We start from the raw sequence: 16904 nt of genomic DNA on the forward strand, positions 1-16904 counted from the left end.
ACTTAGCAAGATCTGACCGAAGGATGGATTGACTCCTTTGATTTACGTTTACTATTTTTTCTACCTTTTGGCTTGGATTTTCGGGGTAACACGACGAAGCAATGATGCCGCGAAAACCAAGAGAATTGGTGTTTGGCTAACCGTTATCTCTCTGCTTACTACGGTTGCCTTTTTTGTTTTGATAAGCGGCATAAAAATGGGTGGCCTTATTTTTGGTGCCATACCACTTTTCCTTCTTTTTCCCATACTCGCGCTTGGAATTGGCCTTGTCACTTCAGCAGTTGTAAATGACCTTGCAAACCGAGACCTGACGATTTCTGCCCATGCCGTCCGGGTAATCTCGCTGGTCGGCCCTTCTTTGGCAATTCTGTTTTTATGGTGGAACCAACACATAGATGAACAGCAGCGCCGGGATGACTTGGCTGCTTTCCAGGCTGGCGAGCTTGCTGGGCAAATCGGTGACGAAGAGATTCGTTTTCCCGCGAGTCCACAGCTCGAAACCATTCATTCGTGTAGGGGAGGTCAGCACTGCTACACGAAATTTTGGCGCAGTGGAGACACACTGCAAGACATGGTTTCATATGGGGCGGGCGAAATCAGTTTTACTGAAATTGAGCTGATCCCCGTGCATAGCACATGTGACGGTCCCACCGCGCCACTGAACGCATGTTTGAAACAGTCCGAACTTCAGAGGTGGTGTGACACAAGGGTGGCGCTTTCTGAGAGCATCTGGTGCCTAGGGAGGCCAAGGCATAGGGTGGTATTCTCGCCTGTGGCTGAAGGCAATTTGCGGCAATTCCAGGAGGAAAACTGGTTAGGTGCTGATACAGATAGCCTCGGGACAGATTATGTTGGCGATCCTATTGCAATTGAATGCAATGCCCGCCGCGATGAAAGCATACTGAGCAACCCTCACCTTAGTCGCTATTGCCGTCTCAAGTTTAGCGTTGCTGCTGATGTGATTGCCGCTGTCTATCTTGATAGGTTTGAACCTTCTGAAATGAAATCGCAGGCAACAACCATGTTGGAATATGCGAGTATAATCTGGGCAAGCGTAATCCAAAATTGATCGATCCAAGTGTGCCGACGACGTAGCTTCGTTTTTTAGGTGAACGCGTGTTGAGCAGACATTGATGCAAATACAACAAAGGTCTGCTTCGTCCCGCATCGCAGACATTGGGGTGATACGCAGCGAAGGTCGGCTCTCCGGCGATCTCGGTCTGGGCATGGCTTGGGACTGTGGTCCGACAATGGCTGTCGAACACCACCCGACTCAGGGTCTTTAACATCACAATGGCGGCTTTGCTTGTGGCAGCGCTCTATCCCGTGCTCGGCCTTGGAACCTAAACAGGGATGTTGTCCGGCTTGGTTCCAGCAAGGTGCGATTGAATTGGCTGTAGAGTTGCTGTTGAGGTCCGCTTTGTCCGCATCGTTGTCCTTGCATCGCGTCGCGGGGAACAGCGGGTTTCAGCCCAAACTGACCGCGTCCGGCTTGCGTAGGTTTGCACTCGCAGCACGGGCGAGGCCACCGCGAACGGTCCATAGCGGCCTTTTGAGGAAATTCAGGTCAACGTCAGCTTAGAGACGGTCAAGGCAGCCAAATTTAAGCTCTGGCGGCTCTGAATGCGCCTACCGGTGCAAATGCGAACCGGTCAGCACAACGTTGCACTGCAGAAAAATCATCACCACGATCCGTCGATTGGCGAAAGCATCCGGACAGGGCTTGCATCGAGCGAGATAAATTCAGAATGTTGATCTGATTTTGGACGCAAAAGTTTGTAAGCTTTCGTTGTAGAAACTGTTACTTAGAAGGACTTTATAGTTTTGATAGCACCGGCTCACGTGGCGTGGCTTGAGAGCACTGGCGAGGTCATTGAAACGGCAGATGGCCGCGAGGCCGAAATCTGGATCTTGAAGCACTGGGACAATCCGGCAATCCTCTCAGCTTGGGCGACCCATTTCCGGCAGCATTACTGCCGTGATGAAGACCTGCTGGATCTGGTCATGGATACGGGATTATCCAATTCTGATTTCCTGACGCAAATCAAGTTCCCTGACGCAGCGAAAGCTCCGGGGCCCAGCACAAGAGCAGGTGATTTCGGCGAAATACTCGTAGCAGATTTCATCGAATATGTCTTGGGATATTGGTGCCCGCGGCATGGCAGGTATGAGGATCGTGAAAACCGTAATGTTCCGTCGAATGGCACTGATGTAATCGGGTTCATGTTTGCGGATGAAGAACCAAGTCTTGACGACGAACTGCTGGTGATCGAGGCCAAGGCTGGGTTCCGGCCGACGAAAGAAAATCGGCTACAGCAGGCGATTGACGACTCTGGGAAGGATCTGGTCCGTGAAGCTATGTCATTAAGCACGATAAAACAGCGACTTCTCAAAATAAACCGAGACGAGGCGCTAAAAGTCGGGCGATTCCAAAATGCGGGAGACCGACCATTTAAACGCACTAATGCCGCCGTCGCGATACTGGATGCCGATATATTTAAAGACATGGCGCTTATTGAGGCCGATGCATCAGAGCACCCAAACGGTGATAACCTCAGGCTCATTATCATTTCAGGGACATCTATGATGGATTTGGTTCACGCACTTTATTCGAGGGCTGCGAATGAGGCCTGAGCGGGAATCACGAACCATCCTTGCTGCCGTTCAAGCACGTGCAAAGATGCACGAGTATCGTGCAGCTGAAGGAGACTACGTCCCGTTCAGGCGAGCGCCTGAGACTCTCTTTCCATTGGCTGTTGGGATTTTGCATGACGCGGCAGGTGCCATTTCAGATCGCTTCGTAAACGGGGAAGAAGGTCCTGACGTTCCGGCCGCTTGGGAAGAAGATGACGGCTCGATTGAGCAGATGGTAAGGTTCTCCGCATCGTTTTTCGATGCTTTTCTTGAGGCGCAACTCAGGGTCGAACTCACCATGGAGTTCTCTTTGCTTTGTGCTGTGTCCTACTACTTGTGCGACAGCGTCGGAAGTGCAGTGGTTGTCGCCCGCAGGTCGGAAGCTCCACAGCTGGAATTGGGCCATGGGCTGGCACGTGTGGCTTGGCACATCCTCCTGGGCGATGCGGGCCCCATCGAAGGCGCATCGCGGCATACGCGGTTCGGAAATCAGCTTCTGAATGCTCTGACACGACACTTCAGCCTTCAGGCGAATGCTGAACAGGAAATTCGTGCCATATGCGCAGAGTTGCGAGCTGACATTTACGAGAACGGATCGGCTCGCGAGGTTGTTTATGCCGATATTGTAACCGCGCTTTGCGCTCGTAAGTTGGGGAACGCAGCGCGGACGATCCTGCCGCTATCATCGGATCTATCGCCGAACTTTTGGGCTGAAGCTTTGCGTAAACCTCGCTTTCCAACTGAGTTGTGGCCAGCGCAAAGAAGGATAGCTTCCGCAGGACTATTGCGGGGTCGATCCGGTGTTGTCCAGATGCCGACGAGCGCGGGAAAGACACGCGCTACTGAGTTGATCATTAGGTCACTTTTCCTCTCGGGACGATCAAATCTTGCCGTGATCGTGGCGCCATTTCGCTCACTATGTCACGATATCCGTTCCGACTTGGTTGGAGCTTTTGCTGATGAAGATGTCGAGTTTGACGAAGTTTCGGACTCCTTCCTGCTGGACGTCGATATAGCAGGTGTGTTGGCGCAGCGCTCGGTCCTTATCGTGACCCCAGAGAAGATGCTCTACATGTTAAGGCGCGCGCCCGAACTCGCGAAGCAGATCGGGCTGGTCATCTACGATGAAGGTCACCAGTTCGAAGGCTTCGCGCGGGGCCCAACCTATGAGCTACTCCTTTCATCCTTGCGTATGACCTTGGCACATGAAGCGCAAGTCATCCTGATCTCCGCAGTTATCGGCAATGCGTCGGTCATCGCGGAATGGCTGCTCGGAGACGGGAATGCGGTAATTGGCGGGGAAGGATTGCTGCCCACCACCAAGAGTATCTCCTTTGCCAGCTGGCAATTCGAGCGTGGGCTATTACAGTATGTGAGCCCAGATGATCCGGAGCAGAAAGAGTATTTTGTTCCTCGCATAATCACGAAAACGAACCTTGCCCTGAAGCCAGGCGAACGCGCAGCACGCATCTTTCCGGAGCGGGGTGGCACCCGCGAGAGCGCGGAAGTCGGACTGTATCTCGGACTTCAACTGGTGGAGCGCGGCAGCGTCGCGTTGTTTCGTGGAACCAAGGAAGGTGTCATTTCGCTATGTGGCCGGGTAGCAGAAATCTTTGATCGCGGGCTCTCGCTTCCGCGTCCGTTTGAAGTTTCGAACGATGCCGAGATTGCCCGCCTAACGCACTTGGCGAGGCTAAACCTCGGAGCGGACCAAGACATAACCAAAGCCTCGGAATTGGGAATTCTCGCTCATCACGGCAATACCCCCCAAGGGCTGCGTCTTTCCGTCGAACATGCGATGAAAGAAGGCCACGCAAAATTTGTCATCTGCACGTCGACCCTGGCGCAAGGCGTCAATTTTCCGATCCGATACCTTATTGTCACAGCAACTCAGCAGGGCAAAGAGAAGATCAAGGTGCGCGACTTCCACAACCTGATGGGCAGGGCTGGACGCGCCGGCATGCATACAGAAGGCAGTGTTATTTTCTCGGCTCCCGCCATCTATGATCAGCGAGGTAGCCGAGAAGGGGGCTGGCGTTGGACTGCGACCAAGAACCTTCTCGATCCAGCCCGCGCCGAACCATCGCGTAGCACCATTCTCGATCTGTTCGACGAATACGAGCAGACACCCAAGCACAAACTAACTATGCCAATTGGTTGGCTTAACCTTGCCTTCGCCACGCATTCTGAAATCGACAAGGCAGCGGCTTCTATCAAAGAGCGTTTTGGTTGGGTCGAAGTCGATAAGTTTAAGGCTTTTGTGACCGATCGCGCGCGCGCAATACAGAGAGTCGCCGCCTATCTCGCGGCATACGTGGACTTCAATAGCGACCAAGCCGGTGAGCAAATCGATGAACTCACACGAAACACTTTAGCTTGGCACTTGGCCGACGACGCAACGCGTGAAAACCTTCTCGAAGTGTTTCGGATGACTGCGAAGGCGATCAAAGAGGCAGGCGATGATGAACTGCGCGCTCTAATCAGAAAATCACCTCTTCCGCCTGCGGACGTGTTCGCACTTAACGATTGGACAAAGGTCAACATTCAAACGCTTGTAGATGCTGCAGAGCGAGGGAAACTCGTCGATGCGGTCTATGCCGAGGCTCGTCAGTATTTGGCCTCGAAGGCATTGTCCAAGTTAACCGACCAAAGTCAAATTCTACCAACTTTGAAGGAGTGGTTGGCAGGTCACTCATTCGACGCCATTGCTCAGAGTCTCCGAGCAGCCGGTGTTCGGACCAGCAATCGTCATATTACCGCAAATTATGCCGTCGCCATTTGCGAGGAGGGATTTGGATTCGAACTTGCAATGATTGTGGCGTCGCTGGTCGATCTTGTAGAACCCTTGGATGAAGGCCTGTATGAAAAATTACTGATACTCCAGCGTGAGATCAAGAATGGCCTTAGCAGCACCGCAGCGCTTGCTTTCTACGAAGCCGGATTTAGGGACCGTGTCGTCGCTCAAGCTCTCGCAGCGGCCTTTGGAGACGTAACCGATCGCACGGAAGTCCGACGCGTCTGCAGCATGCGGAGGGCAGACTTGAACGTCGTTCTTGATGCCTATCCTGCATACTTCCAAGGTGTGGCCGAAGAACTGAGACATTGATTGTGCGACCGCCAAAGCTTTGACGGAATGGAGGCTGACCAATGGGGCTTATCTTTCGGAATCGCGGACTTACCATTGCCGGGACCGATTATAGTTACTTGGACGAAGGTGCATATGGCGTAATTTTCGCAAACGCAAAGAACGTAACCGATTCAAACTAGATGCGAGCCGCGCTTGTAACGCCTAACGGATATTGACTGCCCACTGCGGGCTTTTGGCGGTCGATCTGCCCTGAGTATATCGGAGGCATCGACCCCGGCTTTCAGGCACAGGAAATCAAGGAAATTCCGGACCAAGCGCCTCCTTATCGTTGAGTTCATATTTATCAGTTAGTTATGGCGCATCTGAGCGCATTCAGAAAATAAGACTTGACAGGGTGTGCATGGAAAAACGCTGTTTCGTGCATGCTTATGCCACATCTACAGCAGGAATTCCATGGCGAGCCGTGGAGGACTCGAACCCCCGACCTGAGAATTAGAAGTTCCCTGCTCTAATCCAGCTGAGCTAACGGCCCGCACTTGGGGCTCATATCTTACGTAACCCTCTGGGATGTCAATCCGGTTGTTGCGCCGCAGGTGTGCCGCGCCCGAAGGGGTGGGCCCGGGCGGATCGGCGGGATCCTTCCCGGCCCCCGGGATGCGCGGAACCCTGAGTTGCATGACGGGTTGATCCACTACGCGAAAAACATTCACAGGAGGATCACCATGACATTGCGCACAATCCTACTGGGGGCGGCCTTGGCTACCAGCGGCTCCATTGCTCTCGCCGAAAGCCATATGCCCTCGGCGGCTACCGCCGAGGTGCAGGGCAAGGACGGTATTTCCGGGCGGGTGACATTGAACATCACCCCATCGGACCGCATTCTGGTGCTGATCGACGTGACCGGCGTGCCGGCGGGCACCCATGGCGTCCATCTGCATGAAACCGGCGATTGCAGCGCCGAAGACTACAAGTCCGCCGGCGGCCATATCGCGGGCGGCCAGCAGCATGGCGTTATGGTCGAGGGCGGGCCTCATCCGGGCGACCTGCCGAATATGGTGGTCGGGGAGGATGGCATCCTGCGGGCCGAAGTCTTCCTCGATGAGCTCGACGTGGATCAGATGATTAAGGATGACGACGGGGCCGCCTTCATCATCCATGCGGGCGCGGATGATTACAAATCCCAACCCGCGGGCAATGCAGGTGACCGGATTGCCTGTGGCGTCCTGACCCCCTCCTGAGACCCGCAGGCTCCCTCAGCCCTTTGGGGGAGCCTGACAGACTACCTTCAACGCGCCGTCTAGTTCGTTTTCCTGCTGCGGCCATAGAGGTAAACACCCGGGCTGCCGGTCATCCCATGCAGTAGAACCGACAGCGCCACCACGGCGCTCGCCAAGACCCAAATCCGCGGCTCTTGCAGCGCGTCCCGCGCGTGTAGCGCATAGTAGATCGCCGCGACCCCCATCGGGCCGAACCATCCAAAAAACAGCGCGTCGCGCCGCGCCAGCCGCATCATGGGGGCGAGCAGCAGCAGCGTCAGCGGCCTGCGCAAGATCAGCACGGCCAGCGCAAAGACCAGCAGCCCCCAGCCCTCGGCGGCCCAATCCTGCCAGGGCAACAGGCTGCCGGTCAGCACGAGCACGGGCAGGGTGAACAGTTTCGCAATCGCCTCCTGGACATTCTCGTCCTCGATCTCGGCCCGGCGGTCGACCAGCGCGTTAAAGGCCAGACCGGCTGCGAAAGCGGCCAGGATACCGTCGGATTGCACCGCATGGGCGGCCCCGAGTGCCAGCAGCGACAGCGCCACCGTCACCCCAAGGATCGAACTTTGTGTGACCCAGCCCAGATGTTCGCTATAGTGCAGCGCCAAGGCCGTTGCCGCCCCCAATGCCGCGCCCAAGGCCACCGCCAGCCCCACGCCAATCGGCACCGTATGGGTCAAGAGCCGGCCAAGCCCCGCCTGTCCCTCGGTGAGCAGCAGCAAGGGCAGCATCACCAAAAGATAGGCCAGCCCATCATTCGCACCTGATTCTGTCGACAGGATGATTCGGCTGTCATGCGGCAACCTGTCTTCCGCCAAAGCCCCGGTGACAATCGAAGCGGCCACCACCGGATCGGTCGGTGCCAGCGTGGCGCCCAAAAGCAGCGCCATCAGCGGCGCCAGCCCAAGCGCGAGCCAGGCCAGCCCCGCCGAAATCGCCCACATCAAGAGCAGCCCCGGCCCCAGCAACAGCAGAATCGGTCGCGCCAGCGCCGGCAGCCGCTCTGTCGGAATCCGCAGCGCCACCCCCATGACGGAAATGGCCAGGGTCACCCGCGCGGCCTCTTGCAGGATCGCATAGGGGCTGCCCCAAGCCTCTGGCCGCAGCCAGCCCATGCCCATAGGCCCCACCGCCACCCCGACCCCAAGCGCCAAGAGAGGGGCGGAGAGCGGCAGCCGCTCCAGAATGCCCGAGGTCAGCCCCAAGCCGATCACCGTCAGCGCGGCCAAAGCAATCGTGAGATAAAGCTGCTGCATATGGGTCTCCTTACCGGCAAAGCTAGTCGGGGGGCGGGAGGATGCAACTGCGGGGGGTTATGGAGGGGGCGCGCTGCGGCGGGCGTAGGTCGAGAGAGTGCCACCCATGCTAGGGGCAACCTATCTAGCGAAGTAAGAGGATAAATGGTGCTGCTGGAGAGAATTGAACTCTCGCACTCAGACTGACGCGCAGCGACGGGCGCAAGTCGAGAGACCGCCACCCCTGCTAGGCGCAACATATTCGGCAATGAGAAAGGTAAATGGTGCTGCTGGAGAGAATTGAACTCTCGCACTCAGACTGACGCGCAGCGACGGGCGCAAGTCGAGAGACCACCATCCCTGCTAGGCGCGACCTATTCGGCAATGAGGAAGGTAAATGGTGCTGCTGGAGAGAATTGAACTCTCGACCTCTCCCTTACCAAGGGAGTGCTCTACCTCTGAGCTACAGCAGCGCCGTGGGCGGGTGATTAGCCGCAATCGAAAGGGGGCGCAACCCCTGATCTGGACGCTTGGGGTACCCTGCGCTAGATAGGCGGCATGACAAAGCAAAATGGCCCCAAACAGACCGCGAAAACACCCTCTGCCCGTGATGCGCGGCTCAAAGCCGCGCTCAAGGCCAATATGGCGCGGCGCAAGGCGCAGGCGCGGGCGCGGGCCGAGGATGTGGCGCAGGATACAGGCAATGACCCCCAGGGGTCGGAAAAGGACAGCTGAACGATGGATTCGATTCTGGTAAAAGGCGGCGGCGCGCTTAACGGGCAAATCCCCATCGCGGGGGCCAAGAACGCCTGTCTCGCGCTGATGCCGGCGACCCTGCTGAGCGAAGAGCCGCTGACCCTTACCAACGCCCCGCGTCTGAGCGACATCCGCACCATGACGGAACTGCTGCGCTCGCTCGGGGCCGAAGTGACCTCACTGCAAGATGGCAAGGTCATCGCGATGGCGAGCCATGGCGAGATCAACACCCGCGCCGAATATGACATCGTGCGCAAGATGCGCGCCTCGAACCTCGTGCTGGGCCCGCTGCTGGCCCGCGAAGGCCATGCCGAAGTCTCGCTCCCCGGTGGCTGTGCCATTGGCGCGCGGCCGATGGACATTCACACCGACGGGCTGGCCAAAATGGGCGCCGAGATCGACCTGCGCGACGGCTACCTTTATGCCAAGGCGCAGGGCGGCAAGCTCAAGGGCGCGGTGATCGACTTTCCCTTTGCCTCCGTCGGGGCCACGGAAAACATTCTGATGGCCGCGACATTGGCGAAAGGCACCACCGTCATCAACAACGCCGCCCGCGAGCCGGAGATCGTCGATCTTGCCAATTGCCTGCGCGCCATGGGCGCCCAGATCGAAGGCGACGGCAGCGCGTGCATCACCATTCAGGGCGTCGACCGTCTGCATGGCGCCACCCATAAGATTGTTACCGACCGAATCGAGCTTGGCACCTATATGCTGGCCCCCGCCTTTTGCGATGGCGAAGTCGAATTGCTCGGCGGGCGCATCGATCTGCTCGAAGCCTTCTGCGAAAAGCTGGACGCGGCGGGCATTGCGGTCTCTGAGACCGACAAGGGGCTCAAGGTCGCACGCCGCAACGGGCGCATCTCGGCGGTCGATGTCACGACCGAGCCGTTCCCCGGTTTCCCGACCGATCTGCAGGCCCAGATGATGGCGCTGCTCTGCACCGCGGAAGGTACTTCGGTGCTGGAAGAGAAAATCTTTGAAAACCGCTTCATGCATGCCCCGGAGCTCATCCGCATGGGCGCACGGATCGACGTTCAGGGCGGCACCGCGACGGTGCAGGGCGTCGAAAAGCTTAAAGGCGCGCCGGTGATGGCGACCGATCTGCGGGCCTCGATCTCGCTGATCCTCGCGGGGCTGGCGGCGAAGGGCGAAACCATGGTGAGCCGGGTCTATCACCTTGATCGCGGCTATGAGCATGTGGTCGCCAAACTGCGCGGTGTCGGCGCCGAGATCGAAAGGATCAGCACCTAATGACCGAAGATGCACGTTTCGAAGATGGCCGCGAAGCCCCGCTGAACCTCGGCGCACTCGACAGCGAGGATCTCACGGTAATCGCCTCGCTCACTCAGGACGCGGTCTTTCCCGCCTCTGAAATGCGCTGGCACCGCACCGGCGCGCGTTTCGCGCTGCTGCTGAACCGGCTGCGGCATGAGGATACCGGCGCGGACCGCCATGCGCCGGAACGTGTGCAATCGGTGCTGATGTTCAACAACGTGCAACGCGTCGCCAGCCAAGGGGTGCCGAAAGGCGATGCCGATACCATTCTGGCGCTGCTCGACATCAGCTTTGAGCAGACCGACGCCCCCTCGGGCCATGTCACGCTGACCCTTGCAGGCGATGGCGCGATCCGGCTTGAGGTCGAAGCGCTGGAAGTCACCCTCAAGGACGTGACCCGCCCCTATGTCGCGCCTTCCAAGAAACGGCCCGTTCACCCCGAATGACCCTCCGTTACGGGCGCAAGGATCGATCCGATGCCTGAACTTAAACAAAACCGTTTCACCCGGGGCCGCGTCGCCGCCCTGCTGACCGAGGCCACCGGCTGGGCGCTCTTGCTGCTTGGCGTGGCGCTGGCGGTGCGGCATCTGCTCGGCACCGTCACCCTGCCGGGGCTGCTGGCCCCCGCCGCTGCCATCGCGGGCGGGCTTTTTGCGATTCTCGCCGCCCATGTCGCCCGCGCGGTGTTCGACAACGCCCAGGACACCCGCGCCATGCGGCTGGCGCAGCGCAAACCGCCCGCCGCCGCCGGCCCGACCAACTCCGGGCTGCGGGCCGAACCCAGCCTGCGCCGCCCCGGCTCTTAACCCTTCTCCCGAAAGACCCCCATGCCCGTCACGCTCGATGCCACCGCCGCCGATTTCGAAACCGCTTTCGACAAGCTTCTGAACGCCAAACGCGAGGACAGCCCCGATGTCGATGCCGTGGTGGCCGAGATCATCGCCGACGTGCGCGCCCGGGGCGACGCCGCCGTGATCGACCTCTCGCAGAAATTCGACCGTGTGACCCTCACCCCCGAGACCCTGCGCATCAGCGCCGAGGATGTCGACGCCGCCGTCGCCGAAGTCTCCCCCGAAGACCGCAAGGCGCTGGAACTTGCCGCCGACCGCATCCGCGCCTATCACGCCCGCCAATTGCCCGATGATGCCGAATGGACCGACCCCGACGGCGCCACCCTCGGCTGGCGCTGGACGCCGGTCTCTGCCGCGGGTCTCTATGTGCCGGGCGGGCTGGCGAGCTACCCCTCCTCGGTGCTGATGAACGCGGTCCCGGCCAAAGTGGCGGGGGTCGAACGGCTGGCCATGGTGGTGCCCACCCCCGACGGCGTGCTGAACCCGCTGGTCCTCTTGGCCGCGCGCATCGCCGGGGTGGATGAGATCTACCGCATTGGCGGCGCGCAGGCGGTGGCGGCATTGGCCTATGGCACCGAGACGATCCCGCCGGTGGACAAGATCACCGGCCCCGGCAACGCTTTCGTCGCCGCCGCCAAACGCCGCGTCTTTGGCAAGGTCGGCATCGACATGATCGCGGGCCCCTCGGAAATCCTCGTCATCGCGGATGGCGACAACGACCCCGATTTCATTGCCCTCGACCTGCTGAGCCAGGCCGAACATGACGAAAGCGCCCAGAGCATTCTGATCACCACCGACCCCGGTTTTGCCCGCGCGGTCGAAGAGGCGGTCGAGAAACGCCTGCTGACCCTGGAGCGCCGCGCCATCGCGGGGGCAAGCTGGCGCGACAATGGCGCGGTGATCACCGTGCCCGACCTCGACGCCGCCGCGGCCCTCAGCAACCGCATCGCGCCGGAGCATCTGGAGCTCTGCGTCGCCGACCCCAAAGCGCTCTCGGCCAAGATCACCCACGCCGGCGCGATCTTCCTTGGTCAATGGACGCCCGAAGCCATTGGCGACTATGTCGGCGGCCCGAACCACGTGCTGCCTACCGCCCGTTCGGCGCGGTTCTCCTCGGGGCTGTCGGTGCTCGACTTTATGAAACGCACCACGCTGGCGCAGATGTCGCCCCAAGCCCTGCGCACCATCGGCCCCGCCGCAGAGCGGCTGGCGCAATCCGAAAGCCTTGAGGCGCATGGCCTCTCGGTCACCGCCCGCCTGCGCAAGCTGAACGGCTAGGGCAGGGGGCAAGGGCCGCTGCCCGCTATGCCAGCGGGCGGGGCGTTAGACCCGCCCGCGCACCTTTGCGTGATAGGCGCGCAAAACCGTCTGAACTATGCTATGATGCCTCTCATCCCCGCGGCGGGAACCGACTGTTATCGCGGGGCAAACGCCCGTTTCCGGGCTTCACCAAAGAGGTGTGCACCATGGCCAAGACCGCTCCACGCAAAACCATCGGCAACCCGCTGACCTTCGCGGCCCATACCGCGCAGAGCGGCTCGCGCTACATCGGCGACGGCATGTATGAGCTGGGCACCCATGACGACGCCCCGATCGAGTTCTACGATCTCTCCATCTCGGACCTGACCCAATCCCTGCGCAAAGGTCTGGATGATTTCGCCGCCATGCGCAGCGATGTGATGTTCATCGTGCTGATCTATCCGGTGATCGGCCTGCTGCTCGCCGTCTTTGCCATCAACCGGGATCTGCTGCCGCTGCTGTTCCCGCTGATCTCGGGCTTCGCCCTGCTCGGTCCGGTCGCCTCCATCGGTCTTTACGAACTCAGTCGCCGCCGCGAGGCCGGGCTGCCCGCGGGCTGGGGCGATGCGCTGAACGTGCTGAAATCACCCTCCTTCACCCCCATCGTGGTGCTCGGCGGCTACCTCCTGATGCTCTTCGCCGCATGGATGCTGGTGGCCTTTGGCCTTTACAATGTCACCCTCGGGCCGGAAGCACCCGCCTCATTCACGGCGCTTATCCGCGAAGTCTTTACCACCAGCGCCGGGCTGACCATGCTGATCCTGGGCGTGCTGATCGGCGGCGTCTTTGCCGCCGCCGTGCTGGCCTCAACCGTGATCTCCTTTCCGATGCTGCTCGACCGCCATGTCGGCCTGCCGCGGGCGGTGGCCACCTCCATCGAAGTGACCAAACGCAATCCGCTCGTCATCATCGCATGGGGGGCGATCGTCGTGGCGCTGCTCGCCGTGGGGGTGCTGACGCTCTTTATCGGGCTGATCGTGGTGCTGCCGGTGCTGGGCCATGCCACTTGGCACCTCTACCGCGAGGCCGTGGTGCCGCGCCGCGGGGAGCCGCAAACACCGTAACGCCGCGCCCCCAGGGTCATCATCCCGCATTGCCCCCTTTGCAGCGCTGCGCTATCCACAAGCGGTATCGCCAGCAAAAAGGATGCGCCGATGACCCGCATCACCCATATCGCGCTTGATGACGCGAACATGCCGCCCCCCACGCCCGAGATCGATCAGGAGCGCAAGGTGGCCATGTTCGACCTGCTGGAGGAGAACAGCTTTGTCATCCCCGCGCGTGACAAAGGCCCGGCCCCCGAAGGCCCCTACCATCTGTCGCTGTCGATCCGCGACAAGCGGCTGGTCTTTGACGTGCAGACCGAAGCCGCTGAAAAGGCCGCAGAGTTTCACCTCTCCCTCGGTCCCTTCCGGCAGGTGGTAAAGGACTATTTCCAGATCTGCGAAAGCTATTTCGAAGCGGTCAAGAAGCTCCCCCCCAGCCAGATCGAGACCATCGACATGGCCCGGCGCGGCATCCACAACGAAGGCTCCCGCGTGCTGCAAGAGCGGCTTGCCGGCAAGGCCGAGATCGATAGTGACACCGCCCGGCGGCTTTTCACCCTGATCTGCGTCCTGCATTTCGGCGGCTGAATGACGCACACGCTGCCCCAATCCGTGCTGTTTTGCTGTGACCACAACGCCGTGCGCTCGCCCATGGCCGAGGGGTTGATGAAAAAGTTCTACGGCACCGGCACCTATGTCCAATCCGTCGGCGTGAAAAATGACATGGAGATCGACGGCTTTTCCATCGCCGTCTGCAGCGAGCTTGACGTCGAGCTTGACCGCCACCGCAGCCGCAGCTTTGACGAGATGGAGGAATGGGGCGACGACCTTGGCTCATTCGATCTGGTCATCGCGCTCAGCCCGGCCAGCCAGCGCCGGGCGCTGGAACTGACGCGGTTTTACCATCTCGACGTGGAATATTGGCCGATCCTCGACCCCACCGGTCTGGGCGAAAGCCGCGAGGCCAAGCTCACCCAGTTCCGCGCCGCCCGCGATCAGATCGTCGGACGGCTGATTGACCGTTTCGGCCCGCCGCTGGAAGAGAGCTAAGCCCGCTCAAGTCCGCGAACAGGCCGCCGCAGCACTTTGGCCAAAGGCCTTCCACGTGCTCCAAAAAGCATTGTCGCCCGCATTGTCCGACTGGCGCATTTCCTGCAACCGATGCGGGTCGCGAAAGATTTTGACCCCGGTGCGCTGCTCGGACCAGGACAAGGACTGATCCGCCACCGCCTGCACGCAGCCACAGCGCGCCTGGCTCGCCCCGCGCCGCCCATCGGCCAAACAGGCTTTCTGGATCGGTCCGGTGGCAAAAAGCACCGGCGCCGGCGCAAAGCGCCCCACCGCCGCCTCGCTCGAATAACGTGACCCGCCACAGCCCGCCAAGACGACGAGCGCCATCAAACTCACAACTGTCCGCATTGATTTGCCCTATTGTTCTGGACCCTGGGGTTTGCCCCTTCTCGGCCCGGTCTGCTCTGTGTTTCACTATGCCGCAAAAGCGGGCTTCACGCAATTCTCCATTGACCGCGCGCGCCCCGGACGTTGCGATAAAGCGCCGGGCGGGCCGGACAGGGCGCCTGGGACGTTCATGACCAATTGACGCAGGCGCAGCACTGCGCCATATCCCCTTGCATGACACCGCTTGAAAACATCCGCAATTTCTCCATCGTCGCGCATATCGACCACGGGAAATCCACGCTCGCCGACCGGCTGATCCAATCCACCAAAACGGTGGCCGACCGGGACATGAAGGAACAGATGCTCGATAACATGGATATCGAGCGCGAGCGGGGCATCACGATCAAGGCCCAGACCGTCCGGATCAACTACACCGCCGACGATGGGCAGGATTACATCCTGAACCTGATCGACACCCCCGGCCACGTCGATTTCGCCTATGAGGTCTCCCGCTCCATGCGCGCGGTCGAAGGCTCGCTGCTGGTCGTCGACAGCACCCAAGGGGTCGAGGCCCAGACCCTCGCCAATGTCTACCACGCCATCGACGCGGATCACGAAATCGTGCCGGTGCTCAACAAGATCGACCTGCCCGCCGCCGATTGCGACCGCGTGGCCGAGCAGATCGAGGATGTCATCGGCATCGACGCCTCCGACGCGATCCAGGTCTCCGCCAAGACCGGCATCGGCATCAAGGAAACGCTTGAGGCCATCGTCACCCGTCTGCCCGCCCCCAAAGGCACGCTCGACGCGCCGCTGAAAGCCATGCTGGTGGATTCCTGGTACGACAGCTACCTCGGCGTCATCGTCCTTGTCCGCATCATGGACGGACAACTGCGCAAGGGCGACCGCGTCCGCATGATGCAAAACGGCTCCGTCCACCATGTCGACCGCATCGGCGTCTTCCGCCCCGCGATGACCGAGATCGACGTGCTCGGCCCCGGCGAACTGGGCTTTCTCACCGCCTCGATCAAACAGGTCCGCGACACCCGCGTGGGCGACACGATCACCCATGAGAAAAAAGGCACCGAAGAGGCGCTGCCGGGCTTCAAACCCTCGCAACCCGTGGTCTTCTGCGGCCTCTTCCCGGTCGACGCCGCCGAGTTCGAAGACCTGCGCGATTCGATCGAGAAACTCGCCCTCAACGACGCCAGCTTCTCCTATGAGATGGAAACCTCCGCCGCCCTCGGCTTCGGCTTCCGCTGCGGCTTTCTGGGCCTGCTGCACCTCGAAGTCATCCGCGACCGGATCGAGCGCGAATATGACATCGACCTCATCACCACCGCGCCGAGCGTCATCTACGACATCCATATGAAAGACGGCACCGTCGAGCAGCTGCACAACCCCGCCGACATGCCCGACCTCACCCATGTCGACCACATCGAAGAGCCGCGCATCAAGGCGACGATCCTCGTGCCCGACGACTACCTTGGCGATGTGCTGAAGCTCTGCCAGGACCGCCGCGGCATTCAGGAAAACCTCACCTACGCCGGCTCCCGCGCGATGGTGGTTTACGATCTGCCGCTGAACGAAGTGGTCTTTGACTTCTACGACCGGTTGAAATCGGTCACCAAGGGCTACGCCAGCTTTGACTACCAGATGATCGGCTACCGCACCGATGCGCTGGTGAAAATGTCGATCCTGGTCAATGACGAGCCGGTCGACGCGCTCTCCACCATGGTCCACCGAGACCGCGCCGAAATGCGTGGTCGTGCGATGGTCGAAAAGCTCAAAGACCTGATCCCGCGCCACATGTTCAAAATCCCGATCCAAGCGGCCATCGGCGGCAAGGTCATTGCGCGCGAGACGCTCTCGGCGATGCGCAAGGACGTAACGGCTAAGTGCTACGGTGGGGATGCGACGCGGAAGAAGAAGCTGCTCGAGAAGCAGAAGGCCGGTAAGAAGAAGATGCGCCAGTTCGGGAAGGTGGATATCCCGCAGGAGGCGTTTATTTCCGCTCTAAAAATGGACAGCTAAAAGCTGGCTATTTTTAGGGTGTGCGGGAG

Annotated in this window: 15 protein-coding genes and 2 tRNA genes; 13 read left to right on the top strand and 4 right to left on the bottom strand. The window is 60.0% G+C overall.

What is annotated here, in order from left to right; all coding sequences use genetic code 11:
* Positions 1 to 28: 28 nt before the first annotated feature.
* The 3 genes from AB4M76_RS04410 to AB4M76_RS04420 all read left to right on the top strand — a co-directional run bounded on the left by AB4M76_RS04410 (position 29) and on the right by AB4M76_RS04420 (position 5740).
* Entirely contained in the window at positions 29 to 1069 is a 1041-nt protein-coding gene (locus tag AB4M76_RS04410) for a hypothetical protein (RefSeq protein ID WP_368440600.1), read from the top strand.
* A gap of 773 nt (positions 1070 to 1842) precedes the next feature.
* On the top strand, positions 1843 to 2634 hold the full coding sequence (locus AB4M76_RS04415; RefSeq protein ID WP_348409302.1) for a virulence associated protein: 792 nt from the start codon (positions 1843 to 1845) through the stop codon (positions 2632 to 2634).
* Positions 2635 to 2749: 115 nt separating this feature from the next.
* Positions 2750 to 5740 (top strand): DEAD/DEAH box helicase, encoded by a 2991-nt coding sequence (locus tag AB4M76_RS04420; protein WP_348409301.1) that lies wholly within the window; start codon positions 2750 to 2752, stop codon positions 5738 to 5740.
* A 436-nt stretch (positions 5741 to 6176) separates the two neighbouring features.
* Here AB4M76_RS04420 and AB4M76_RS04425 read toward each other — a convergent pair.
* A tRNA-Arg gene (locus AB4M76_RS04425) sits at positions 6177 to 6254 on the bottom strand.
* Positions 6255 to 6444: 190 nt separating this feature from the next.
* Between AB4M76_RS04425 and AB4M76_RS04430 the strand changes: the two genes are divergently transcribed.
* Complete coding sequence (locus tag AB4M76_RS04430) at positions 6445 to 6960, top strand: superoxide dismutase family protein (RefSeq protein WP_368440601.1); 516 nt, start codon at positions 6445 to 6447, stop codon at positions 6958 to 6960.
* Positions 6961 to 7019: 59 nt separating this feature from the next.
* On the opposite strand, the gene AB4M76_RS04435 is transcribed toward AB4M76_RS04430, so the two are convergent.
* Together AB4M76_RS04435 and AB4M76_RS04440 are read right to left on the bottom strand one after the other, a co-directional pair.
* Positions 7020 to 8237, bottom strand: a complete 1218-nt coding sequence (locus tag AB4M76_RS04435; RefSeq protein ID WP_368440602.1) for a cation:proton antiporter — start codon at positions 8235 to 8237, stop codon at positions 7020 to 7022.
* A gap of 377 nt (positions 8238 to 8614) precedes the next feature.
* Positions 8615 to 8689, bottom strand: a tRNA-Thr gene (locus AB4M76_RS04440).
* 85 nt (positions 8690 to 8774) lie between these two features.
* Between AB4M76_RS04440 and AB4M76_RS04445 the strand changes: the two genes are divergently transcribed.
* The 8 genes from AB4M76_RS04445 (at position 8775) to AB4M76_RS04480 (ending at position 14493) form a co-directional block, all read left to right on the top strand.
* Complete coding sequence (locus AB4M76_RS04445; RefSeq protein WP_368440603.1) at positions 8775 to 8951, top strand: hypothetical protein; 177 nt, start codon at positions 8775 to 8777, stop codon at positions 8949 to 8951.
* Between the two features lie 3 nt (positions 8952 to 8954).
* Positions 8955 to 10223, top strand: coding sequence for a UDP-N-acetylglucosamine 1-carboxyvinyltransferase (gene murA, locus AB4M76_RS04450; RefSeq protein ID WP_368440604.1), 1269 nt, complete (start codon positions 8955 to 8957; stop codon positions 10221 to 10223).
* Positions 10223 to 10693, top strand: a complete 471-nt coding sequence (locus tag AB4M76_RS04455) for a DUF2948 family protein (RefSeq protein WP_368440605.1) — start codon at positions 10223 to 10225, stop codon at positions 10691 to 10693. The genes murA and AB4M76_RS04455 overlap by 1 nt, the downstream gene beginning before the upstream one ends.
* 30 nt (positions 10694 to 10723) lie before the next feature.
* A complete protein-coding gene (locus tag AB4M76_RS04460) occupies positions 10724 to 11053 on the top strand; it encodes a hypothetical protein (protein ID WP_368440606.1) in 330 nt (109 codons plus the stop codon).
* 21 nt (positions 11054 to 11074) lie between these two features.
* Entirely contained in the window at positions 11075 to 12376 is a 1302-nt protein-coding gene (gene hisD, locus AB4M76_RS04465) for a histidinol dehydrogenase (protein WP_368440607.1), read from the top strand.
* A gap of 188 nt (positions 12377 to 12564) precedes the next feature.
* Entirely contained in the window at positions 12565 to 13461 is an 897-nt protein-coding gene (locus AB4M76_RS04470) for a DUF2189 domain-containing protein (RefSeq protein WP_368440608.1), read from the top strand.
* A gap of 66 nt (positions 13462 to 13527) precedes the next feature.
* The gene (locus AB4M76_RS04475; RefSeq protein ID WP_368442380.1) at positions 13528 to 14031 is read left to right on the top strand and encodes a UPF0262 family protein; all 504 of its coding nucleotides are present in this window, start codon (positions 13528 to 13530) and stop codon (positions 14029 to 14031) included.
* A complete protein-coding gene (locus AB4M76_RS04480; RefSeq protein WP_368440609.1) occupies positions 14032 to 14493 on the top strand; it encodes a low molecular weight phosphatase family protein in 462 nt (153 codons plus the stop codon). It begins immediately after the preceding gene.
* A 6-nt stretch (positions 14494 to 14499) separates the two neighbouring features.
* Here AB4M76_RS04480 and AB4M76_RS04485 read toward each other — a convergent pair whose 3' ends face one another.
* Complete coding sequence (locus tag AB4M76_RS04485) at positions 14500 to 14841, bottom strand: hypothetical protein (RefSeq protein ID WP_368442381.1); 342 nt, start codon at positions 14839 to 14841, stop codon at positions 14500 to 14502.
* A gap of 234 nt (positions 14842 to 15075) precedes the next feature.
* Between AB4M76_RS04485 and lepA the strand changes: the two genes are divergently transcribed.
* Complete coding sequence (lepA, locus tag AB4M76_RS04490; protein ID WP_368440610.1) at positions 15076 to 16875, top strand: translation elongation factor 4; 1800 nt, start codon at positions 15076 to 15078, stop codon at positions 16873 to 16875.
* Positions 16876 to 16904: the final 29 nt, after the last annotated feature.

Origin of the sequence: Sulfitobacter sp. PS-8MA (genome assembly GCF_040933935.1) — a bacterium.
GTDB lineage: Bacteria > Pseudomonadota > Alphaproteobacteria > Rhodobacterales > Rhodobacteraceae > Sulfitobacter.